This window comes from Streptomyces sp. NPDC059828, from assembly GCF_042731955.1.
GTDB lineage: Bacteria > Actinomycetota > Actinomycetes > Streptomycetales > Streptomycetaceae > Streptomyces.
Map to the genome: position 1 here is coordinate 81,531 of NZ_JBHWIW010000003.1, position 22,911 is coordinate 104,441.

The window sequence follows — 22,911 nt, forward strand, 5'->3', positions numbered from 1 at the left end:
TGTACTCCCCGGGCACGGGAACGTAATGATTCCGCGGCCGTGGGCAGCACCTGGGGTTGCGGTCCGCCACACCTCGGCGGACCGCACACACCACGGGTTCCTGGACCGCTAGGCGACGGGCCCCGCACCACCCGCGGCGCCGCTGAGCGCCTCGAGGTCGCTCTTGCGTACGCGTACCACCACGACAGCCGTCAGCAGGGCAATGAGCACCATCGCCACGGCCGCCACGAACGAGGTGGAGATCCCCTCGGCCAGCACCTCGTGCCCCCACGGCGCCGGCAGGTCGCCCGTCTTGGCGAACTGCGCCTTCTGCTCCGGAGACGACTGCGCGAGGAACGACGGCACCTGCTTCTGCGCCTCGTCCCGGCTCGCCGTACCGAACACGGTGACCAGGATGGACAATCCGAGCGAGCCGCCCACCTGCTGAGTCGCGTTGAGCAGCCCCGATGCCGCACCTGCCTCATGCTGTGCGACACCCGACACAGCGGTCAGCGTGAGGGTCACGAAGTTGAGGCCCATGCCGAAGCCGAAGAGCACCATCGGCCCCAGCACCCCGCTCGGATAGGTGCTGTCCGAGCCGATCAGGGCCAGCCAGAGGACACCGCTGCCGGTGATCGCGGACCCCGCGACCATGAACGGCTTGGGGCCGAGAACGGGCAGCAGCCGCTGGGCGGTTCCCGCGCCGGTGACGATGGCGATGGTGACCGGGAGGAAGGCCAGACCGGCCTTGATCGGGGAGTACCCCAGCACGTTCTGCACGAAGAGCACGATGAAGAAGAACATGCCGAACATCGCCGCAGCCAGGCTCAGCATGATGACGTACGAACTCGAGCGGTTGCGGTCGGTGAACATCCGCAGAGGGATGATCGGCTCCTTTGCCCTGGACTCGATGACCCCGAAGGCGCCGAGCAGGACGACCGCCGCGCCGAAGGACCCGAGCGTGAGCGAATCCCGCCAGCCCTCCTCCGATGCCCGGATGAATCCGTAGACCAGAGAGGCCATACCGGCCGTTGAGGTCAGCGCACCGGATATGTCGAAGCGGCCGGGGTGGCGCTCGGATTCACCGATGTAGCGGGGTGTGAGGAAGGCGATCAGGATGCCGATGGGGACGTTGACGAAGAGAACCCATCGCCAGTCCAGCCACTGGGTGAGCATGCCGCCCGCCAGCAGCCCGATCGCACCCCCGCCCGCGGATACCGCGGAGAACACTCCGAAGGCCCTGTTGCGCTCCGGCCCTTCGGGGAAGGTCGTGGTGATCAGGGCGAGTGAGGTGGGTGAGGCGATCGCCCCGCCGACCCCCTGGAGCGCCCGTGCGGCGAGCAGTTGCCAGGGTTCCTGGGCGAGCCCGCCGAGCAGTGAGGCGAGGGTGAAGACCAGGATGCCCGCCATGAAAACCCTGCGGCGGCCGAGGATGTCGCCCGCCCGGCCACCGAGCAGAAGCAGGCCCCCGAAAGTCAGGGTGTAGGCGCTGAGCACCCAGGACAGATCGGTGGTGGAGAAGTGGAGCGCGCCCTGGATGTGCGGCAGCGCGATGTTCACAATTGTCGCATCGAGTACCACCATGAGCTGGCAGGCCGCGATGACGGCGAGGGCGACTCCCGGACGCCCCTCGCGCCGGGCCTCGCCCGGCTTGTGCTGTTGTTCTAGCTGAGAGGTTGTCACTATGAGTCCCCCACGCATGAGTCAGTGAACGGATGCGTTCACTGTCCCGTCAAACGGTAGTGAGTCCCCAACAGTGAACGCAAGCGTTCACTGGAACTACCGCACCGCTTCAACGGAGAGTTTCCGATGGCTACTTCACGCTCTGCGGCCACCGCTCGGCCGCAGCAGGTGACGCCGCGCCGCCGCGGTTCCGTGCTCGAACAGGCGATTCTCGCCGCCGTGCTCGACCAGTTGAGTACGGTCGGCTGGAACGGGCTGACCATGGAAGGCGTCGCGGCCGGTGCCCAGACCGGCAAGGCCGCCGTCTACCGGCGCTGGTCGTCCAAGGAGGAACTGGTGGCGGACGCGCTGCGCGCGGGACTGCCGAAAGTCGGTGACGCGCCGGATCACGGCAGCGTCCGCGAAGACCTTTACCAACTCTGCCGCCGTATCCGCGCGGCCATGTACTCGAAACCGGGCTGCGCTCTTCGCGCGGTGCTTCACGAGTGCGATGACGAGACCACCGCTGAACGCTTTCGCGCCCTGATCATCAGCGGGGTCGCCGAGCCGGCGACCCGACTCTTCCTCGAAGTGGTCCGCCGTGGAATCACGCGAGGCGATGTGCGGGCGGATGCCACGGGAAGCCTCGTCGGCGATGTGATGCCGGCGATCCTGATGTACCGCTCGAAGGTGTGCGGAAGTGAATGGCCCGATGCCGAGATCGGTGAGATGGTCGACCAGATCATGGTTCCCCTGCTGCGGCCGGCGCCCCCTTCGCGGCTCAGTGGGTCCCGGGACGGCTCGTAGATCGACATCCGGGGTGTCGTCGCCGGCCGGAGCGGCGTACCCTGACTGGCGCCATGCCGTACGAACCACCCACGCACACCGTTGAGCGCTCGCTCCGGGCCACCACCGGTTTCAAGATCATCGCCGGAGTCGACGAGGTCGGGCGCGGAGCCTGGGCCGGGCCCGTCACGGTATGCGCCGCCATCACGGGGCTGCGCAGACCCCCCGTCGGTCTCACCGACTCCAAGCTGATCAGCCCCAAGCGCCGTACGGAGCTTGCGGAGCAGCTGGAGGCGTGGGTCACCTCGCACGCACTCGGGCACGCCAGCCCGCAGGAGATCGACGAACTCGGGATGACCGCGGCGCTCCGGCTCGCCGCGCTGCGTGCCCTGGACGGGCTGCCCGTGCGACCTGACGCGGTGATCCTCGACGGGAAGCACGATTACCTCGGACTGCCCTGGCGCGTCCGTACGGTCATCAAGGGTGACCAGTCCTGTGTGGCGGTCGCTGCCGCCTCGGTGATCGCCAAGGTGCGCAGGGACGCGATGATGGCCGAGCTCGGGATGGATCCGGTGTGTGAAGGCTTCGGATTCGCCGACAATGCGGGCTACCCCTCGCCCGTGCACAAGGCCGCGCTCGAGGAGCGTGGCCCCACGCCGTACCACCGGGTGTCATGGGCATTTCTCGACGGGCTGCCGCAGTGGCGGCACCTGAAGAAGGTTCGCGTCCCGGTGGGGGCGGCTGCTGTTCTGGAGAGCGAGGGCCAACTCGGCTTCGACTTCTGAAGACCGGTCGGTGACCGCTGTGCGGTACGACCGGCCTCACAGATCGCACTCATGTGCCCACCCGCCGATGTCAGTCGCATCGGCATTTGATAGATATCCATACATGCCTCTCATCCCCGAGGAGCCTCAGATTCACGAGAGCGCCCAGGGTCCCCGCGCGACTACGGCCACCGGCCGTACCGCGCCGACCCCCCGTCCCGTACCCGGTCCGCGTAACGCGGCCACGCCCCGTCCCGGACGTCCCGGTCCAGGCCAGGCCAGGCCCACGCCGCCGCCCGCACAGCGCACGCACGGCTCCGCGGCCCCGGCCAGTTCGGTGCCTTCGCCGCAGCTGGAGAATCGTTCCGTGCCGCAGATCCAGCTGATCCCGGCTCCGCCAGCGGGTGCGCTCGATGCCGCGGGTGAAGCGGTCGACCTGCTGCTCGACTCCGGGCGAGCCCCAGAGGACATCCTGGTGCTCACCACCGGCGAGCAGCACCCTTGGGCGGCACACGAGCTGTCCTTCGGTGAAGCCGCCTACTGGGCCCAGCACGACGCCGGTGACGACGTCTTCTACGCGGACGCCGCCTCGGTGGACCGCGCGGACGCCCGGCCGGTGGTCGTGGTCGCCGTCAACGGCGGCACCGACGACGAGACTGCCCGTGCCCTGCCCGGCGCGATGGACCGTGCGGGAGCGCTGCTGATCGTCTGCGGTGATGCGCAACGCATCAACGCCCTCCTCGGCGCGGGCGTCTGAACCCGCGCCGAGAACACGGCGATGCCGGTGCGTCGGGCCGGCCGTGCCAGTCACGGCCGGTCGCCACGTGCGTGCACCGGAAGGGCACCGGAAACGGAAGCAGCGGGGAGATGCGGGCTGCGCGCCGGGTGATGCCCCGTGAGCTCAGCGGGCAGCCGTCCGGCGCAGTATCTCGGCCGCCCCGCTCGCGGCGCGCAGCGGGACCACCTCCGGCTTGGTCGCGGCGTCGAAGCCATCCGGTGGGGACTCGAAGTTGGGCCGCCGCCCGCCGCGCCCTTCCCCCAGCACCTGCCACCCGCCACGTGTGAGCGTGATGTAGGCGCCGCAGCGCAGCCCGTGCAGCGTGCAGGCGTCACGCAGACCCCACATCCAGGCTCCGTCTTCCTCCGTCCACCGTTCGTCGCCGTCACGGCAGTAGAGCAGCACAGCGGTGCGGACCGGGGTGCGCCGACGTAGATCGTGTGGAATCACCCGGCGCAGATGAGCCAGGAGCGCGTTGCGGAAGTCCCAGCCGTCGGCGGGCACGGAGCGCCGGGCGAACGAGGCACTGGCGGTGAGTCTCTCTTCATGGTCGAGCACGGCCACGACCGCCGTCGCGGGTGTGGGCCGGTGGCGGGTGTGAAGGCTGCTGACCACATCACGGGGGCTGCGCAGCAGGGGGATTCCGGCAGCTGCCCATTCAGCGGGCTCCAGCATCCGTGCCAGGCGGCTGGGCGAGCCGGCCGCAGCGCTCACCGAAGAGGCTGCGGACGAGGCGAATCCGAAGGTCACGTTCCTCCCTTCGCATACGCGCGCTCAGAGCGGGCAGGGGTTGGTGGGACGCGCCACGACACAACCCATCAGGACCACGAACGGGCCGCGCGGGGACGGTTCCAATTCTTCCTGGCCTACGGGCGGGCGGCAACGAGCAATTGAGCCCGCTGACTGGAATAGGCAGGTATGACGCTCATATCCTTCGCTTGCCCAGGCCGGGCCCCCTTATGCGGATGTGGCGAGTACCAGCGGAAACACCCCCTTGGCTCCTGCACGACGCAGCAGCCGCGCCGCGACAGCGAGAGTCCAGCCGCTGTCCGAGAGATCGTCCACGAGCAGCACCGGCCCGTCCGCCGACGCGAGCGCCCCGGCCAGAGGGTCGGTCACGATCAGTGTCTCGTGCAGCCCCCGCACCCGCTGGGCGCTGTTGGTGCGTGAGACGGACCTGTTCTCGGACCCGGCGGCGTATTCGACAGTCCCGAGCAGCGGCATCCGGCCGACCTCGGCGATCCGGGCTCCGATTGAGCCGACGAGCGCCGGCCTGCCGAGCGAGGCAACCATGACCACCCCGACCGGGCGCGGCGGAGCGTCCTGGGCGCCCGACGACCAACCCCCGGGACCCTTGGCCCAGTCCGCGAGCACGGACACCACGGCGCTCAGCACATCGTCCGGCACGGGACCGTCCGGAGCCTGGGGAGCGAGCATCGGCCGGAGCCGGTTGCCCCATCCGATGTCCGACAGGCGCCCCAGCGCGCGCCCGGTGAAGGCCTGTTCGCCGACCGGGATACGGCCCTTCAGATCCACCCCCACCGCGGCGAGCCCCGTGGGCCACATCTTGCGCGGCTCGAGTTCCACACCAGGGCGGCCCAACTCCCCACGCGCCGCCTGAAGCGCGGCGTCGGACACACCTGATTCGAAACGGGCCCCAGCGCAGTTGTCACACCGTCCGCATGGCGCCGCCTGCTCGTCGTCGAGCTGTCGGCGCAGGAACTCCATCCGACAGCCCACCGCCGACGCGTAGTCACGCATTGCCTGCTGTTCGGCCGCCCGCTGCCGGGCCACCCACGCGTACCGCTCGGTGTCGTACTCCCAGGGCTGCCCCGTCGAGGTCCAGCCACCCTTCACGCGGTGTACCGCGCCGTCCACGTCGAGGACCTTGAGCATGGCCTCCAGGCGTGTGCGCCGCAGCTCGACCAGAGGCTCCAGGGCGGGCAGCGACAGCGGCCTGCCCGCCTGCGCCAGCACGTCCAGGGTCCGGCGGACGAGCTCTTCGGGGGGGAAGGCGACGGAGGCGAAGTACTGCCAGATCGCTTCGTCCTCCTTGCCCGGGAGGAGCAGCACCTCGGCGTGCTCCACGCCGCGACCCGCTCGGCCCACCTGCTGGTAGTAGGCGATGGGGGAGGAGGGTGAACCGAGATGGACCACGAATCCCAGGTCGGGTTTGTCAAAGCCCATGCCCAGTGCGGAAGTGGCGATCAGGGCCTTCACGCGGTTGGCGAGCAAGTCGTCCTCGGCCTGCTGCCGGTCCGCGTTCTCCGTGCGCCCCGTGTAGGAGGCCACGGTGTGTCCGCAGTGCCTGAGATAGGCCGTGACCTCCTCGGCCGCCGCGACGGTCAGGGTGTAGATGATCCCCGACCCCGGAAGCTCCTCGAGATGGTCCGCCAGCCAGGCCAGGCGGTGGGCGGCATCGGGAAGCCGGAGCACGCTCAGGCTGAGGCTCTCCCGGTCGAGCGGCCCGCGCAGCACGAGCGCGTCCGTGCCCGCGCCCGTGCCCAGTTGGTCGGCGACATCGGCGGTGACGCGGGCGTTGGCCGTCGCGGTGGTGGCGAGCACCGGGACACCCGGTGGCAGGTCGGCGAGCATCGTGCGCAGCCGGCGGTAGTCGGGCCGGAAATCGTGGCCCCAGTCGGAGATACAGTGGGCCTCGTCGACGACGAGGAGCCCGGTCGCACTGGCCAGCTTGGGCAGGACCTGGTCCCGGAAGTCGGGATTGTTCAACCGCTCGGGACTGACCAGCAGCACGTCGACGGCTCCGGACGCGATCTCCGCCTGGATTTCCTCCCATTCTTCCTGGTTGGACGAATTGATGCTCCGGGCTCTGATCCCCGCGCGGGCCGCGGCTTCCACCTGATTGCGCATGAGTGCGAGCAGAGGCGAGACGATCACCGTCGGGCCGGCGCCCCGCTCCCGCAGCAGAGAGGTGGCGACGAAGTACACGGCGGACTTGCCCCAGCCGGTGCGCTGGACCACGAGCGCCCTGCGTTTGTCGGCGACGAGCGCCTCGATGGCGCGCCACTGGTCCTCACGGAGCCTTGCGGCACCGGTGGCGTCCCCGACGAGACGGGCCAGCACGGCATCCGCCGAGGCCCTCAGGTCTGCGTGGTCTGTGTTGGTCATGAGCCCTATGCAACCCGATGGCACGGACATCGCGCGAACGCGCGGTCCCACCTGTGGATAACGTTTTCCACAGGGCTGGCGGCGAGAGCGTGACCACGGGACCGTCGAGGAATGCGAGAGACCAACGAACACAACCAGCCCCCTGCGTCCGGTGGCTCCGGGAGCGATGCCGGCGAGCAGTCGATCACCTTGCGGGGGCCCGCGGAGCTCGTCGACGCCCTCCCGTATCTGATGGGGTTTCACCCGACGAACTCCGTGGTCATGTTGGCGCTCCACGGCAGCCGGGGACGGTTCGGGGGCAGGCTGAGAGTGGGGATCCCCGGCTCGCGGGCCGAGTGGCCGCCGGTGGCGGACCAGCTTGCCGAATGCCTGATCGACGCATGCGGGCGGCGGGGCGCGAAGCCGGACGGGATCATCGTCTTCCTCTGCCGGGATCCTTCGGCCGGACAGACGGCTCGCGAGGTGATGGAGGAGTTGCGACCGCTGGCACAGCGGCTGCGGACCGCCTGCGGCGCTCTCGACGTGCCGGTGTACGAGGCGCTGTGTCTGTCCGACGGCCGCTTCTGGTCCTACTGCTGCCCCGATGTCCGCTGCTGTCCGGCGGAGGGGACGGTCATGTCGATGCCGGGCACTTCCGTGATGGCCGCGGCCGCGGCCTACGCGGGGATCCAGGTGAGGGGTTCGCTGCGGGACATGGAGGCGCGGCTCGAGCCGCTGCGGACGTCCGCAGCGGCCGAGCAGGAGCGGGCACTGGACGGCATCGCGTCGGCGCTGCTGGTCAGCATCGTGGATCAAGGACGCCGGGAGCAGGTCCGCGCGGACACCCTGAGGATGGCACGGCTGCTCATGGAGCGGCTCGCGGCGCAGGCGCCCGTGCGGACCGCATGGCCCGATGCCGACGCACACGACGACAAGCTGATCTCACACGACGAAGCGGCGGCGGTGATCCTCGGACTCCAGGACCGGGACACCCGCGACAAGGCCGCCGCATGGATGGAAGGGCCGGAAGCCCACCACGCATTGCGCCTTTGGCGGGCGCTGTCCCGCCGCTGCGTCGGATCGTACGGCGAGCATTCCGCGGCGCCGCTGGCGCTGACGGGCTGGGTCGCATGGTCGACCGGCGACGAATCAGCGGCGCGGGTCGCGCTCAGCCTCGCGCTGCGGGCGGATCCGGAGTACCTCTTCGCCCGGCTGCTCCATCAGGCGTGCAACGACGGCCTGGATCCTGAAGAGCTGCGACGCTGCCTGCGCGAGCACGCGGCAGCGGACCCCGGTGAGGCAGCGGGGACGGGATCCGCGCACTCGGTGAGCAAAACCGAGCGGAGGCGGGGTGGGCGCAGGAGCGGGACGGCACCTGGCCCGGGCGAGCGGCCCCGGCAGCGGCCCGCACCGGGCACCGGGCGCCGCGACCCGAGGAGCACTTCCGACCGGGGCCGCCGACGGGGCTCCGACATCGAGCCCGGCGGCGGCTGACGACCGGCGACCGGAGCGGCCGAAGAAGTCCCCGGATCTGGATCACGAAGGGAGTGTTTATCGTCAGGAAGACGACTATGATCGCGGCATGCCACCCTACGACCCGTCGGCCTTCCCGCCGTTTGCCGTCACCGTCGACCTGGTCGTGCTCACCGTACGCCGCCATGCCCTCTGCGCACTGGTGGTCCGCCGCGGAGAGCCGCCGTTCCAGGGGCGCTGGGCGCTGCCCGGAGGGTTCGTACGGGCCGATGAGGATCTCGCCGCCGCAGCCGCGCGGGAGCTTGTCGAAGAGACCGGGCTGTGCGTCCACGATCCCGCCTCACCCGACACCGGCAACGGCGCGCATCTGGAACAACTGGCCACCTACGGCGACCCGAAGCGCGACCCCCGGATGAGAGTGGTGAGCGTGGCCCATCTCGCGCTCTCTCCCGACCTGCCCGCTCCGCGAGCGGGCGGGGACGCGAACAGCGCGCGGTGGGCCCCCGTCGAATCGCTGCTGAACCCGGAGAGTGGCGGACGCGAGGACGAGCCGTCCGCCCAGCTCGCCTTCGACCACGCCCGGATCCTCGCGGACGGTGTCGAGCGAGCCAGATCGAAGATCGAGTATTCCTCGCTGGCCACGGCGTTCTGCCCGCCCGCGTTCACGGTGGGCGAGCTGCGGCGTGTGTACGAGGCGGTGTGGGGTGTCGCGCTGGACCCGCGGAACTTCCATCGGAAGGTGACGGGCACGCCCGGCTTCCTGGTGCCGGCCGGAGGCACCACGACCCGTCAGGGAGGTCGTCCCGCGCAGTTGTTCCGGGCCGGTGGTGCGAACCTGCTGAACCCGCCCATGCTGCGGCCCGAAGTCTGAGACGTACCGCTGTCCTCTTCGCGAGCGCGCCTGTTCCCTCCGGCAGGCCGTGGCCTTCCAGAAGAACTCCGGCCGGATCCGCTCCGGTTGGCCGGGTCACCCTCTCCAAGGCGTCGCCCCCGGCCTGGCGTCGTGGACGTGCCTGGAGGGCGAATTCCGGCCCCAACTCTCCGACGCTTCAATGGTGTTGCCACGATCACGTCGGAGCGAGCGTGGCTCCCTGCCGTCGTGTGTCTCGTAACTCCCCCGCAGATGACCGTTTGTGCCTGATAAGCCGTCAATTGTGGCGAGGGCGGTGATCACCCTTTCGTGTGCTTTTCACCAAAGACCTCAAGGGCTGCTCGGGGGACGCCGACAAAGGATGCGTGAGTACCCTTGCGCACACCATGATGACCGCCGCCCGCCCCGCCGAGTCCGGCCTCGTCGGCCCGGGCGAACTCGACCGATACCCCTACCCGGAGGCCCAAGGCGTCGACCGCCCCGAACGCGTGGGACCCCCAGCCGCCTGGGACACTTCGGAAGCCGATCTGGGCCGTGCGGTCGGCCGCCGCGCGGCGGGCAGCCGGGGCCGTGGACTTCACGGCCAACTCGTCCAGCAGCTCGGCCAGATGATCGTGTCCGGCGACCTCGGCGCCGACCGGCCGCTCGTTCCCGAAGAGATCGGGCAGCGCTTCGAGGTCTCCCGGACAGTGGTCCGGGAGTCACTTCGCGTCCTGGAGGCCAAGGGCCTCGTCAGCGCCCGCCCCAATGTCGGCACCCGGGTGCGACCGGTCAGTGACTGGAACCTCCTGGACCCCGACATCATCGAGTGGCGTGCCTTCGGCCCGCAGCGTGACGATCAGCGCCGCGAGCTCACCGAGCTCCGCTGGACGATCGAGCCGCTCGCCGCTCGCCTCGCCGCCGGTCACGGCAGGGAGGACGTGCAGCAGCGTCTCACCGACATGGTCGAGATCATGAACCATGCGCTCACCCAGGGTGACGCGATCACCTTCGCGCGTGCCGACGCCGAGTTCCACTCCCTGCTGATCCAGGTCGCGGGCAACCGCATGCTGGAGCACCTGTCCGGCATCGTCGCCGCGGCACTCCAGGTCTCCGGCGGCCCCGCCGCCGGATGTGAGCGTCCCACCGAGGCGTCCCTGGCGCACCACGCCCGGATCGCCGACGCGCTCGCCGCGGGCGATGCGAACGGCGCCGAGACGGCCATGCGCCAACTCCTTACCGCCCACCCCGAGGTGGACCGCGTCGTGCCCGCTCCGCGCGAGCACTGACCGCGGAGACGGCAGGGGCCCGTGTGCGCCCCATCGTGTGTCGCCGGACCCCCGGGTCCGGCGACACGATCGCGGACGCGAGAGCCGACGCGGAGTCCGGAACGACGACCGGCGCGATCACCGGAAGGGCCGGAAACGGTCGCCCGTGGGGCGTCCGGATGGTTTCCGGCACCGGCTGCGGGGAAGTGGGGGAAGGTGACAGAAGCCCCCGCACACTGTTTCAGACGAGACGATTGCCGGGTGACATACCTTTTCGGTCGTTTTGCCGAAAATGAGGTGTGACTCGGGCCACGCGAAATGGGCGTAACGCTCGTCGAAACAGTGCGATGACCTAAGAGGTGACAGCCGAGGAGGGAATACAGGCGCCGCACACGGCGCTGTTCCCGTCCGAGGTCCAAGCCCGCGCCGCCGGTACATCCCCAGCCGGTGGTCGTCGGCTCCGGCCCGAACATGGGCGGGGCCGGAAGCCGTTTTCCATCGTTCCGAGAGGTTGTTCGTGTCGGCCAGCACATCCCGTACGCTCCCGCCGGAGATCGCCGAGTCCGAGTCTGTGATGGCGCTCATCGAGCGGGGAAAGGCTGATGGGCAGATCGCCGGCGATGACGTGCGTCGGGCCTTCGAGGCTGACCAGATTCCGCCAACCCAGTGGAAGAATGTTCTGCGCAGCCTCAACCAGATCCTCGAGGAAGAGGGTGTGACGCTGATGGTCAGTGCCGCGGAGTCGCCCAAGCGCACCCGGAAGAGCGTCGCAGCAAAGAGCCCGGCGAAGCGCACCGCCACCAAGACCGTCGCGGCCAAGACCGCCACGGCGAAGACCGTCGCCGCCGCCACGGCTCCGACGGTCACCGCCGACGCCTCGGCCGACGAGACCGCGGCGCCCGCGAAGAAGGCGGCGGCGAAGAAGACCGCCACCAAGAAGACCACGGCGGCGAAGAAGACCGCCGCCAAGAAGACCACGGCCGCGGCCAAGAAGACCGCTGCCAAGAACGACCCCGACGAGCTGGCCGAGACCGAAGAGGTCCTCGACGAGGCACAGCCCGGCAAGGGTGGCGACGAGCCCGAGGGTGCCGAGAGCGCCGGCTTCGTCCTCTCCGACGAGGACGAGGACGACGCCCCGGCGCAGCAGGTCGCCGCAGCGGGCGCCACTGCCGACCCGGTCAAGGACTACCTCAAGCAGATCGGTAAGGTCCCGCTGCTCAACGCGGAGCAGGAGGTCGAGCTCGCCAAGCGCATCGAGGCCGGCCTGTTCGCCGAGGACAAGCTGGCGAACTCCGACAAGCTCGCCCCGAAGCTCAAGCGCGAGCTGGAGATCATCGCCGAGGACGGGCGCCGCGCCAAGAACCACCTGCTGGAGGCCAACCTCCGGCTGGTCGTCTCGCTGGCCAAGCGCTACACCGGTCGCGGCATGCTCTTCCTGGACCTGATCCAGGAGGGCAACCTCGGTCTGATCCGCGCAGTCGAGAAGTTCGACTACACCAAGGGCTACAAGTTCTCCACGTACGCCACCTGGTGGATCCGTCAGGCGATCACCCGCGCCATGGCCGACCAGGCCCGCACCATCCGTATCCCGGTGCACATGGTCGAGGTCATCAACAAGCTCGCGCGCGTGCAGCGTCAGATGCTCCAGGACCTGGGCCGCGAGCCCACCCCGGAGGAGCTGGCCAAGGAGCTCGACATGACCCCGGAGAAGGTCATCGAGGTCCAGAAGTACGGTCGTGAGCCGATCTCCCTCCACACCCCGCTGGGTGAGGACGGCGACAGCGAGTTCGGTGATCTGATCGAGGACTCCGAAGCGGTCGTGCCGGCTGACGCGGTCAGCTTCACCCTCCTCCAGGAGCAGCTGCACTCGGTGCTCGACACCCTGTCGGAGCGCGAGGCGGGTGTCGTCTCGATGCGCTTCGGCCTCACCGACGGCCAGCCCAAGACCCTGGACGAGATCGGCAAGGTCTACGGCGTCACGCGTGAGCGGATCCGCCAGATCGAGTCCAAGACCATGTCGAAGTTGCGTCACCCCTCGCGCTCGCAGGTGCTGCGCGACTACCTCGACTAGTCCGCACGGCTGACAACGCCAAGGGCCCGGCTTCCCCCGAAACCGACGGGGAAGCCGGGCCCTTCGGCATGGCGCAGAGGGTGCGGGCCATCGTGGCGTGGCTGACTCTGGGTGGACGGAAGCCCACCGGAGAGTCAGGAGACGTCATGCGTCGCCCCTTCGCCCGAGCACTGACAGCACCCCTGGCCCTGGCGGCGGCGGCTGTCCTGATGCCGTTCGGCCATCCCACCCCGGCGGCCGCCGACAGTGTGATCATCGGCGGCAAACCGGCGCGGTCGGTGGACAGCCCCTGGGTCGTCGCCCTGTCCAGTCGTAGCCTGTTCGGAGGTACGAGGGCCGGTCAGTTCTGCGGCGGCGCACTGGTGGCACCCACGAAGGTGCTCACGGCGGCCCACTGTCTCAGCAGTGAGGTGCTGGGAGGTCCCGTGGAGGAGATCCGCGACCTTCGGGTCATCACCGGGAGGGAGACCCTTCTCGGGCCGGGCGGCCAGGAGATCCCGGTGCGGGAGGTGCGGGTCGCGCCGGGCTACGACCCGAAGACCAACATCTACGACATGGCCGTGCTGACGCTCTCCAAAGCACTGCCCGCTGCGCAGGTGATCACCCCGGCCGCGGCCGGCGACCCCGCGTACACGGCGGGAACCGCCGCGTCGGTGTACGGCTGGGGCGACACCACGGGAGCGGGCAGCTATGCGAGCGCACTGCGTTCGGCCCCGGTGCACGTCCTGGCCGACGACGCGTGCGTCAAGGCGTATCCAGGCGTCCCGATCGGGCGCTACGAGCCCGGCACGATGATGTGCGCGGGTGATGCGAAGGGTGGTCGCGACGCCTGCCAGGGCGACAGCGGGGGGCCTCTGGTCGCGAACGGCCGACTGATCGGGCTGGTGTCATGGGGGAGCGGATGCGGGAGAGCGGACAGCCCCGGTGTCTACACCCGGGTTTCCGCGGTGATGCCCTCACTGGCCGACCGGCTGTGAGGATGCGCACGGTCGCCGAGCGGGCGCAGGGCGTCAGCACATGAGCGGGAGCGAGCGTATGAGAACGGAAGGCCGCCCCTCATCTCGAGGGGCGGCCATCCATCGGCCGGTCCTGGACCGGCCCTTGGCTCGTCGTAGGACGTGAGAGTCAGCGCTCGTCTTCGCCGGTGCTGGCCGGTACAGCCGTAAGCCGGTCGGTCTCGTCCTGTATCTCAACGGCGATCTTCTTGAGTTCCGGCTCGAACTTGCGCCCGTGATGGGCACAGAAGAGCAGCTCACCACCGCTGGTCAGGACGACGCGCAGGTAGGCCTGGGCGCCGCAACGGTCGCAACGGTCAGCGGCCGTCAGCGGGCTCGCGGGGGTCAGAACAGTAGTCACGTCGCCTCTTCTCTAGCTCGACGAGCTGTCGTACCAGGGTCAACATCCAACCAGGCCGAAAACGTTCCCGCTCGGGCCTTTCCCTCGAAACTTTTCTTCAGGGTGCTTCGAGGCGGCTGGCTGCCGACTGGCTGGCGGCGAATGTGCCGTATTGCTTCGCTTTACGGTTTCGCTTGCTTGCTTGTCTGTCTCATGTGCCCTCCCCGGCTGGCTTGCCGGTTTGTTGTTGAGGACGTGCCCGGAGCCTAAATGGTTCATGCGCCGAAGGGAACGTGATGTGCGCGTCACCCGATCGAGGGATCGAACGTGTATGCGACTCTGCACTAGCATGAACCATCACGAGGGTGGCGTTACATCGGCTCTACCAGGCCTCGGTACCCTCTGAGCGGCGAACGACGCCGGGCCTTTACCCCACAGAGGCCAGATCCAAATTCAGCGAGGAGCGAACCGCGTGACCGCCGAAATGTCAGTGCCGTCCAGTGCGCTGCTGACCGCAGACCGTGACGGTTCCAACTACACCGCGCGTCACTTGCTCGTTCTTGAAGGGCTGGAGGCGGTCCGCAAGCGGCCCGGCATGTACATCGGGTCCACCGACAGCCGCGGCCTGATGCACTGCCTCTGGGAGATCATCGACAACTCGGTGGACGAGGCCCTGGGTGGGTACTGCGACCACATCGAGGTGATCCTGCACGACGACGGCTCGGTCGAGGTCCGTGACGACGGCCGGGGCATCCCCGTCGACGTCGAGCCGAAGACCGGCCTCTCGGGCGTCGAGGTCGTCATGACCAAGCTGCACGCCGGCGGAAAGTTCGGCGGCGGCTCGTACGCCGCCTCCGGCGGTCTGCACGGTGTGGGTGCCTCCGTGGTGAACGCGCTCTCCTCCCGTCTCGACGTCGAGGTCGACCGGAGCGGCGCCACGCATGCCATCAGCTTCCGCCGCGGAGTCCCCGGAATCTTCACCGAGTCCGGGCCTGACGCCCCCTTCGACCCGGCCAACGGACTGATCAAGGGCAAGCGGGTGCCCAAGGCCCGTACCGGCACCCGCGTCCGCTACTGGGCGGACCGGCAGATCTTCCTCAAGGACGCCAAGCTCTCGCTGGAGACCCTGCACCAGCGCGCCCGCCAGACCGCGTTCCTCGTGCCCGGCCTCACCATCGTCGTCCGTGACGAGCGCGACCTGGAAGGCGAGGGCAAGTCGCAGGAGATCTTCCGCTTCGACGGCGGCATCAGCGAGTTCTGCGAGTACCTCGCCCAGGACAAGGCCGTCTGCGATGTCCTGCGCCTCACCGGCCACGGCAGCTTCAAGGAGACCGTCCCGGTCCTCGACGACCGCGGCCACATGACGCCGACCGAGGTCACCCGCGATCTCGGCGTGGACATCGCCCTGCGCTGGGGCACCGGCTACGACACCACGGTCAAGTCCTTCGTCAACATCATCGCCACCCCCAAGGGCGGCACCCACATCACCGGCTTCGAGCGCTCCGTCACCAAGACGATCAACGAAGTGCTGCGCTCCGCCAAGCTGCTGAGGGTCGCCGAGGACGACGTGGTCAAGGACGACGCCCTCGAAGGGCTCACCGCGGTCGTCACCGTGCGTCTGGCCGAGCCGCAGTTCGAAGGACAGACGAAGGAGGTGCTCGGCACCTCCGCCGCCAACCGGATCGTGGCCAATGTCGTGGCCAAGGAGCTCAAGGAATTCCTGACCTCCACCAAGCGCGATGCCAAGGCGCAGGCCAGGGCGGTCCTGGAGAAGGCCGTCGCCGCCGCCCGTACGCGGATCGCGGCCCGCCAGCACAAGGAGGCTCAGCGGCGTAAGACGGCCCTGGAGTCCTCCTCGCTGCCGGCCAAGCTCGCCGACTGCCGCAGCGACGACGTCGACCGCAGCGAGCTCTTCATCGTCGAGGGAGACTCCGCGCTCGGCACGGCCAAGCTCGCCCGGAACTCCGAGTTCCAGGCGCTGCTCCCGATTCGCGGCAAGATCCTCAACGTCCAGAAGTCGTCCGTCTCCGACATGCTCAAGAACACCGAGTGCGGAGCGATCATCCAGGTCATAGGAGCGGGCTCCGGCCGCACCTTCGACATCGACGCCGCCCGCTACGGCAAGATCGTCCTCCTGGTGGACGCGGACGTCGACGGCGCTCACATCCGCTGCCTGCTCCTCACGCTCTTCCAGCGCTATATGCGGCCCATGGTCGAGGCGGGACGCGTCTACGCCGCCGTACCGCCTCTCCACCGGATCGAGCTCGTCCAGCCCAAGAAGGGCCAGGACAAGTACGTGTACACGTACTCGGACAACGAACTGCGTTCCACGCTGCTCGAGTTCCAGCGCAAGGGCGTTCGCTTCAAGGACTCCATCCAGCGATACAAGGGTCTCGGTGAGATGGACGCCGACCAGCTCGCGGAGACCACGATGGACCCGCGCCACCGCACGCTGCGCCGGATCAACATCGGCGATCTGGAGTCGGCGGAGCAGGTGTTCGACCTGCTGATGGGCAACGACGTCGCCCCGCGCAAGGAGTTCATCACCAGCAGCGCGGCGACACTCGACCGCTCGCGTATCGATGCCTGACGCCTGACGTCTGTCTCTGGACGTCCGATGCCCGACTCCGTGCCCCGGGGCGGCGCCCATGACGCGCCGCCCCGGCTTCCGAAACCCAGCGGAATCACAGCATCCGTCACCTAATGGGGTGAAGAGAAAGAGAGAAGAGTCAGGGATCTCCCCGTTCTGTCCATTCTGGTCTCGGGTCAGCGACCGCGATGGTTCGCTGACAGGGAGAGAGCTGAGCGTGGAGAAGCAGGAATGCCGGGACGACGGTGCCGTGCGCATCGACGACCCGTGGTACGACGCACTGGCCTTCGGATGGGGCGAGCTGGACGGGACAGGCATGCCCGCACCGACCCCGCTTCCGGGGGCCGCGTACCCGGAGCACCGGCAAGGGCCGTCCGACATCTATCGGGAAGTGCAACGCAGCGCGGCCTTCCAGGAGGTACGCAGCCGCTATCGGCGATTCGTCGTCCCGGCGACGTTCGCCTTCTTCACCTGGTACGTGGCGTATGTCGTCACCGCCACCGCCGCACCCGCGCTGATGGCGAAGCCGGTCGCCGGGGCGATCAACGTGGCGATGGTGGCCGGCCTCGGCCAGTTCCTCACGACCTTCCTCCTCACCTGGGCCTACGCCCGCCACGCCCGGCTGCGAAGGGACCGCGCGGCGCTCGATCTGCGCTGGACGGTCTTCGACCAGACCAGGGACGCGGGGTCTCAGGGCCTGCTGGAGCCCCGGCCCCCCGACGGGGCGGCATCCTGCCCCGTGGACCGGACGGAAGAGGTCCAGGGCGGCGCGGAGCCTTCGCGGGGGGCCGAGCGTTGAGCGGCGATCACCAGACGCTGGCGCTGCTGCTGTTCAGCGCCTTCATCGCGGTCACCCTGGGCATCACCACCTGGGTGAGCCGTCACCGGCACGGCTCGGCGGAGGAGTTCTACGCCGGCGGCCGGCTGTTCTCGCCCATGGAGAACGGCTTCGCCATAGCGGGCGACTACATGTCCGCGGCCTCGTTCCTGGGTATCTCCGGGGTCATCGCCCTCTATGGCTATGACGGGATGCTCTACTCCGTCGGATTCCTGGTGGCCTGGCTGGTCGTACTGCTCCTGGTCGCCGAACTCGTCCGCAACTGCGGCCGGTTCACCCTTGCCGACGTCGTCGCCGCCCGGATGAGGGAACGTCCGGTACGCATAGCGGCGGGCACGTCCTCGGTCACCGTCTCCGTCCTCTACCTGGTGGCGCAGATGGTGGGAGCCGGCAGTCTGGTCGCATTGCTGCTGGGCGGGACGAGTGAGACCGCGCGCTCCTGGACCGTCATCGGGGTCGGTGCCCTGATGGTGATCTATGTGTCGTTCGGCGGGATGCGGGCCACCACCTGGATCCAGATCGTGAAGGCCGTGCTCCTGATGACAGGCGCGACCGCGCTCACCGTGCTCGTACTGGCGCGCTTCCACGGAGACTTCAACGCGCTGCTCGAATCCGCAGCCCGGCAGAGCGGTCATGGAAGGGACTTCCTCGCCCCCGGGCTGCGGTACGGCGGGGACTGGACCGCACGCGTCGACTTCATCAGCCTCGGGCTTGCCCTGGTACTGGGGACCGCGGGACTGCCGCACATCCTGTCCCGCTTCTACACGGTGCCGACCGCGCGCGCCGCGCGCCGCTCCGTCGTCTGGTCCATCGGCCTGATCGGCAGCTTCTACCTGATGACGATAGTGCTGGGGTTCGGCGCTGCGGCGATCCTCGGCACGGACCGGGTGCGCGCTTCGAACCCCGCGGGGAACACGGCGGTTCCGCTCCTCGCTCAGGAACTAGGCGGGGGCGAGGGCTCCACCGGAGGCACCGTGTTGTTCGCCGTCGTTGCGGCGGTGGCGTTCGCGACCATCCTGGCCGTCGTCGCCGGGATCACCCTCGCGTCCTCCGCCTCGGTCGCCCATGATCTGTACGCCTCGTTGCGACGGAGCGGGGCGGGCCAGCGCAGCGAGGTCGCGGTGGCCCGGATCGCGGCGGCGGGTATCGGGGCGGTCGCGATCGCACTCGGACTTGTCGCCCGTGATCTGAATGTGGCGTTTCTGGTGGGACTGGCCTTCGCCGTCGCCGCATCGGCCAATCTTCCGGTCCTGCTGTTCTCGCTGTTCTGGCGGAACTTCACCACACGCGGCGCGGTCTGGTCCGTCTACGGCGGTCTGATCCCCGCGGTGCTGCTCGTGGTGCTCTCCTCGGTGGTGTCCGGAAGCCCGGAAGCGCTGTTCCCCCACGTGGACTTCCATGTGTTCCCGCTGCAGAACCCCGGGGTGGTCTCCATCCCTCTGGGCTTCCTCGCGGGCTGGATCGGCACAGTCACCTCGTCCGAGCTGCCGGACGAGGCCAAGCACGCGGAGACGGAGGTGCGGGCGCTGACCGGGGCGGGCGCGGTGTGAGCGCCGCGTCCCGGGTCGCACGAGGACCGCCCCGTATCCTGGGTGGCTCGATTGGTGCCGAAGCCTCATGGGAGCCGCGTTGAGCCAGCCTCAGATCCCCGTCGTCGTCCTCGCGGGATTTCTGGGATCCGGCAAGACCACGCTGCTCAACCATCTGCTGAGAGCGAGCGGCGGGACCAGGATCGGCGCGATCGTCAACGATTTCGGCTCGATCGAGATCGACGCCATGACGGTGGCAGGTCAGCTCGGTGATTCCACGATGTCGCTGGGCAACGGCTGTCTGTGCTGTGCGGTCGACGCAAGCGAGCTCGATGCGTTCCTGGACAAGCTCACCCGGCCCGCGGCGCGGATCGATGTGATCGTGATCGAGGCGAGCGGTCTCGCCGAGCCGCAGGAGCTGGTTCGTATGCTCCTGGCCAGCGAGAATGAGCGGATCGTGTACGGCGGTCTGGTCGAGGTCGTCGACGCGGCCGAATTTGAGGCGACGCGGGAGCAACACCCTGAGATCGAGCGGCACGTCGCCATCGCCGATCTGGTCGTCCTGAACAAGGCGGACCGCGTCGGTGACGAGACGGGGGAGCGGCTGCGGCAGCGGATCACCGCTCTGGCCGACGGCGCAGCCGTGCTCCCGGCGGCCTACGGGCGCATCGATCCGGATCTGCTCTTCGAGTGCCGCCCGCGCGGAGAGCGCGTGGGACAGCTGTCGTTCGAAGACATCCTCGACGACATCCATGGCGATGACTCCGCACAACCCAGTCATGACCGTGACGACGCCCACGGTCATGGCACCCATCTCCATGCCGCCTACGAGACCGTCTCCTTCACCGCTGCCGAGCCGCTCCACCCACGCAGACTGCTGGACTTCCTCGACGCACGGCCCGAAGGGCTCTACCGGATCAAGGGTTTCGTGGACTTCGGCCCCGCCGACCCCGCCCACCGCTACTCCGTCCACTCCGTCGGCAGATTCCTGCGTTTCTACCCGGAGCCCTGGCCGGGGACCGAAGCCACCGGTCGGGGCACCCAGTTGGTCCTCATCGGGTCCGGAATAGATACGGGGTCCCTGATCGAGCAACTCGAGGCCGCCCGCGTGCGCGGTCCTGAGGACTTTCCGGAGGAGCACGCCCTGTGGGGCGTGCTCCGGTACGTCCCCAGCCCGGCGAGCGACTCCGAAGCCGAGGAAGGCGAACCGGACGACTACCTGACGTAATCCGTTGCCCGCTGCCGTGCGAAGCGCGCCCGCATCGCGGCGGGCGCGCTGCACCGGTTTGCACGAGGGGCTGCTCCGGGCTGAACCAGATGCCCGTGCGGGGGACCGTGGCTAGGACACAGGACCTGCCAGCGCCGCCACCGGCTTTGCCAGGGCCACACCGGAGCCGTCGCGTCGGGGATCGGTGTCCGGCAGCTCGGATGGGCTGCCGTTCTTCTGCGCTGCACGGGCGGGTGCCGGGCCGGCCCAGGCCAGCAGCAGCACGTCCTCACCCTTGAGGAAGCGCTGGCATCGCACACCGCCGGTCGCCCGGCCCTTGCGCGGGTACTGGTCGAACGGTGTCAGCTTCGCCGTGGTGACCGAGTCGTCCAGCGCGCCCGTCGAGCCCGCCGCGGTGAAGACCACCGCGTCGGCCGCCGGGTCCACCGCGGTGAACGAGAGCACCTCGGCGCCCTCGGTGAGCTTGATGCCCGCCATGCCGGCGGCGGCTCGGCCCTGTGGCCTGACCTGCGCGGCCTGGAAGCGCAGCAGCTGGGCGTCGGAGGTGATGAAGACCAGGTCCTCATCGCCCGTGCGCAGCTCGATGCCGCCGACGATCCGGTCGCCTTCCTTCAGGGCGATGACCTCGAGCTCGCCCTTGTTGGCCGGGTAGTCCGGCACCACACGTTTGACCACTCCCTGGAGCGTGCCGAGTGCCAGCCCCGGTGATGCCTCGTCGAGGGTGGTCAGGCAGATCACCGACTCGTCGGGCTCGAGGGACAGGAACTCCGACAGCTGCGCCCCGCCCGCAAGGGTCGGCGCGGACGCCGAGTCGGGCAGCTGCGGGAGGTCGATCACCGCGAGCCTCAGCAGCCGTCCGGCCGAGGTGACCGCCCCCACCTCGCCGCGCGCCGTGGCGGGGACCGCGGAGACGATCAGATCGTGCCTGGCGCGCTTGCCGTCGTCCTGCGGCAGCGGCTCGGCCGTGACCGTACGGGCCAGCAGCCCCGTCGACGAGAGCAGCACCCGGCAGGGGGCATCGGCCACCTGGAGGGAAACGGCGGCGGGAGCGGGCGCGCCCGCGGATTCCAGCAGGACCGTGCGCCGCTCGGTGCCGAACTTCTTGGCCACCGCCGCCAGCTCCGAGGAGACCAGCTTGCGCAGCTCCGCGTCCGATTCCAGGATCCGGGTCAGCTCCTCGATCTCCGCATTCAGCCGGTCGCGCTCGCTCTCCAGCTCGATCCGGTCGAACTTGGTGAGCCGGCGCAGCGGCGTGTCGAGGATGTACTGGGTCTGCACCTCGCTGAGCGAGAAGTGCGCGATGAGGCGCTCCTTCGCCTGCGCGGAGTTCTCGCTGGAGCGGATCAGCCGGATGACCTCGTCGATGTCGAGGAGTGCGACGAGCAGGCCCTCGACCAGGTGGAGCCGGTCGCGCTTCTTGCCGCGCCGGAACTCGCTGCGCCTGCGCACCACGGTGAAGCGGTGGTCGAGATAGACCTCCAGGAGCTCCTTCAGGCCCAGGGTCAGAGGCTGACCGTCGACCAGCGCCACGTTGTTGATGCCGAAGGACTCCTCCATCGGCGTCAGCTTGTAGAGCTGCTCCAGGACGGCTTCCGGGATGAAGCCGTTCTTGATCTCGATCACCAGCCGCAGTCCGTGCTCGCGGTCGGTGAGGTCCTTGACGTCCGCGATGCCCTGGAGCTTCTTCGAACCGACCAGATCCTTGATCTTCGCGATCACCTTCTCCGGGCCCACGGCGAACGGGAGTTCGGTGACGATCAGGCCCTTGCGGCGCGCGGTGACGTTCTCGACCGTCACCGTGGCACGGATCTTGAAGGTGCCGCGGCCCGACTCATAGGCGTCCCTGATCCCGGAGAGCCCCACGATCCGGCCACCCGTGGGCAGATCGGGACCCGGGACATAACGCATCAGAGTCTCGAGGTCAGCGCCGGGATGCCTGATCAGATGGCGTGCGGCGGCGATGACTTCGCCGAGGTTGTGCGGCGGCATGTTCGTCGCCATGCCGACGGCGATGCCTGACGCGCCGTTGACCAGCAGATTGGGGAAGGCGGCGGGCAGCGCGACCGGTTCCTGCTCCTGCCCGTCGTAGTTCGGTGAGAAGTCGACCGTGTCCTCGTCGATCGACTCGGTCATCAGGCTCGTCGCGTCGGCCATCCGGCATTCCGTGTACCGCATGGCGGCCGGGGGGTCGTCATTGCCGAGCGAGCCGAAGTTCCCGTGGCCGTCGACCAGCGGGAGCCGCATCGAGAAGGGCTGGGCCATCCGCACCAGGGCGTCGTAGATCGACGCGTCGCCGTGCGGGTGGAGCTTGCCCATGACCTCGCCGACGACCCGGGCGCACTTCACGTACCCGCGGTCGGGGCGCAGCCCCATCTCGTTCATCTGGTACACGATCCGGCGGTGGACGGGCTTCATGCCGTCTCTGGCGTCGGGCAGGGCACGGGAGTAGATCACCGAGTACGCGTACTCGAGGAAGGAGCCCTGCATTTCGTCGACGACGTCGATGTCGAGGATCCTCTCCTCGAAGTCGTCGGGCGGCGGCGTCTTCGTGCTGCGGCGGGCCATCGCTGCTGCGGCTCCTTCACCAACATGAACATGAACATGAACGGGAACTGATGCGGACCATTGTGGACCGTACCTCCGACAACGCGG

17 protein-coding genes are annotated in these 22,911 nt (G+C 69.0%); 12 read left to right on the top strand and 5 right to left on the bottom strand.

What is annotated here, in order from left to right:
- Positions 1-108: 108 nt before the first annotated feature.
- Complete coding sequence (locus tag ACFV6V_RS02695; protein ID WP_385558045.1) at positions 109-1,662, bottom strand: MFS transporter; 1,554 nt, start codon at positions 1,660-1,662, stop codon at positions 109-111.
- A gap of 126 nt (positions 1,663-1,788) precedes the next feature.
- Between ACFV6V_RS02695 and ACFV6V_RS02700 the strand changes: the two genes are divergently transcribed.
- From ACFV6V_RS02700 to ACFV6V_RS02710, 3 genes are all read left to right on the top strand, one after another.
- Positions 1,789-2,448, top strand: a complete 660-nt coding sequence (locus ACFV6V_RS02700) for a TetR/AcrR family transcriptional regulator (protein WP_385558048.1) — start codon at positions 1,789-1,791, stop codon at positions 2,446-2,448.
- A gap of 53 nt (positions 2,449-2,501) precedes the next feature.
- Entirely contained in the window at positions 2,502-3,212 is a 711-nt protein-coding gene (locus ACFV6V_RS02705) for a ribonuclease HII (protein ID WP_385558051.1), read from the top strand.
- A gap of 103 nt (positions 3,213-3,315) precedes the next feature.
- Entirely contained in the window at positions 3,316-3,948 is a 633-nt protein-coding gene (locus tag ACFV6V_RS02710; protein WP_385558053.1) for a hypothetical protein, read from the top strand.
- Positions 3,949-4,092: 144 nt separating this feature from the next.
- On the opposite strand, the gene ACFV6V_RS02715 is transcribed toward ACFV6V_RS02710, so the two are convergent.
- Together ACFV6V_RS02715 and ACFV6V_RS02720 are read right to left on the bottom strand one after the other, a co-directional pair.
- Positions 4,093-4,719 carry a hypothetical protein gene (locus tag ACFV6V_RS02715; RefSeq protein ID WP_385558056.1) on the bottom strand — a complete coding sequence of 209 codons (627 nt, stop codon included), beginning with the start codon at positions 4,717-4,719 and terminating at the stop codon, positions 4,093-4,095.
- A gap of 207 nt (positions 4,720-4,926) precedes the next feature.
- Positions 4,927-7,098: a RecQ family ATP-dependent DNA helicase gene (locus tag ACFV6V_RS02720; RefSeq protein WP_385558059.1), complete on the bottom strand. Its 2,172-nt coding sequence runs from the start codon at positions 7,096-7,098 to the stop codon at positions 4,927-4,929.
- A gap of 111 nt (positions 7,099-7,209) precedes the next feature.
- Between ACFV6V_RS02720 and ACFV6V_RS02725 the strand changes: the two genes are divergently transcribed.
- The 5 genes from ACFV6V_RS02725 (at position 7,210) to ACFV6V_RS02745 (ending at position 13,716) form a co-directional block, all read left to right on the top strand.
- The gene (locus ACFV6V_RS02725; RefSeq protein ID WP_385558062.1) at positions 7,210-8,571 is read left to right on the top strand and encodes a DUF4192 domain-containing protein; all 1,362 of its coding nucleotides are present in this window, start codon (positions 7,210-7,212) and stop codon (positions 8,569-8,571) included.
- Positions 8,572-8,659: 88 nt separating this feature from the next.
- The gene (locus tag ACFV6V_RS02730) at positions 8,660-9,421 is read left to right on the top strand and encodes an NUDIX domain-containing protein (protein WP_385558065.1); all 762 of its coding nucleotides are present in this window, start codon (positions 8,660-8,662) and stop codon (positions 9,419-9,421) included.
- Positions 9,422-9,732: 311 nt separating this feature from the next.
- Positions 9,733-10,689: a FadR/GntR family transcriptional regulator gene (locus ACFV6V_RS02735; protein ID WP_385558068.1), complete on the top strand. Its 957-nt coding sequence runs from the start codon at positions 9,733-9,735 to the stop codon at positions 10,687-10,689.
- 490 nt (positions 10,690-11,179) lie between these two features.
- Complete coding sequence (locus ACFV6V_RS02740) at positions 11,180-12,739, top strand: RNA polymerase sigma factor (RefSeq protein ID WP_385558071.1); 1,560 nt, start codon at positions 11,180-11,182, stop codon at positions 12,737-12,739.
- Between the two features lie 146 nt (positions 12,740-12,885).
- Entirely contained in the window at positions 12,886-13,716 is an 831-nt protein-coding gene (locus tag ACFV6V_RS02745) for a S1 family peptidase (protein ID WP_385558074.1), read from the top strand.
- 148 nt (positions 13,717-13,864) lie between these two features.
- On the opposite strand, the gene ACFV6V_RS02750 is transcribed toward ACFV6V_RS02745, so the two are convergent.
- Positions 13,865-14,095, bottom strand: a complete 231-nt coding sequence (locus tag ACFV6V_RS02750) for a hypothetical protein (protein ID WP_385558076.1) — start codon at positions 14,093-14,095, stop codon at positions 13,865-13,867.
- Positions 14,096-14,546: 451 nt separating this feature from the next.
- On the opposite strand from ACFV6V_RS02750, the gene ACFV6V_RS02755 reads away from it, so the two are divergent.
- From ACFV6V_RS02755 to ACFV6V_RS02770, 4 genes are all read left to right on the top strand, one after another.
- A complete protein-coding gene (locus tag ACFV6V_RS02755) occupies positions 14,547-16,664 on the top strand; it encodes a type IIA DNA topoisomerase subunit B (protein WP_385558079.1) in 2,118 nt (705 codons plus the stop codon).
- A gap of 250 nt (positions 16,665-16,914) precedes the next feature.
- Positions 16,915-17,463: a DUF485 domain-containing protein gene (locus ACFV6V_RS02760; RefSeq protein WP_385558356.1), complete on the top strand. Its 549-nt coding sequence runs from the start codon at positions 16,915-16,917 to the stop codon at positions 17,461-17,463.
- Positions 17,460-19,052 carry a cation acetate symporter gene (locus ACFV6V_RS02765; protein WP_385558082.1) on the top strand — a complete coding sequence of 531 codons (1,593 nt, stop codon included), beginning with the start codon at positions 17,460-17,462 and terminating at the stop codon, positions 19,050-19,052. Before ACFV6V_RS02760 ends, ACFV6V_RS02765 begins: the two co-directional genes overlap by 4 nt.
- A gap of 67 nt (positions 19,053-19,119) precedes the next feature.
- On the top strand, positions 19,120-20,259 hold the full coding sequence (locus ACFV6V_RS02770; protein ID WP_385558085.1) for a CobW family GTP-binding protein: 1,140 nt from the start codon (positions 19,120-19,122) through the stop codon (positions 20,257-20,259).
- Between the two features lie 111 nt (positions 20,260-20,370).
- Here the strand turns inward: ACFV6V_RS02770 and ACFV6V_RS02775 are convergent, their stop codons facing one another.
- The gene (locus tag ACFV6V_RS02775) at positions 20,371-22,824 is read right to left on the bottom strand and encodes a DNA topoisomerase (ATP-hydrolyzing) subunit A (RefSeq protein WP_385558087.1); all 2,454 of its coding nucleotides are present in this window, start codon (positions 22,822-22,824) and stop codon (positions 20,371-20,373) included.
- Positions 22,825-22,911 lie beyond the last annotated feature (87 nt).

Bases quoted from the DNA above. Each gene is read 5' to 3' on its own strand.
- ACFV6V_RS02705 (WP_385558051.1), top strand. From the start codon at position 2,502: ATGCCGTACGAACCACCCACGCACACCGTTGAGCGCTCGCTCCGGGCC.
- ACFV6V_RS02775 (WP_385558087.1), bottom strand. From the start codon at position 22,824: ATGGCCCGCCGCAGCACGAAGACGCCGCCGCCCGACGACTTCGAGGAG.
- ACFV6V_RS02710 (WP_385558053.1), top strand. From the start codon at position 3,316: ATGCCTCTCATCCCCGAGGAGCCTCAGATTCACGAGAGCGCCCAGGGT.
- ACFV6V_RS02725 (WP_385558062.1), top strand. From the start codon at position 7,210: ATGCGAGAGACCAACGAACACAACCAGCCCCCTGCGTCCGGTGGCTCC.
- ACFV6V_RS02720 (WP_385558059.1), bottom strand. From the start codon at position 7,098: ATGACCAACACAGACCACGCAGACCTGAGGGCCTCGGCGGATGCCGTG.
- ACFV6V_RS02770 (WP_385558085.1), top strand. From the start codon at position 19,120: ATGGGAGCCGCGTTGAGCCAGCCTCAGATCCCCGTCGTCGTCCTCGCG.
- ACFV6V_RS02700 (WP_385558048.1), top strand. From the start codon at position 1,789: ATGGCTACTTCACGCTCTGCGGCCACCGCTCGGCCGCAGCAGGTGACG.
- ACFV6V_RS02745 (WP_385558074.1), top strand. From the start codon at position 12,886: ATGCGTCGCCCCTTCGCCCGAGCACTGACAGCACCCCTGGCCCTGGCG.
- ACFV6V_RS02730 (WP_385558065.1), top strand. From the start codon at position 8,660: ATGCCACCCTACGACCCGTCGGCCTTCCCGCCGTTTGCCGTCACCGTC.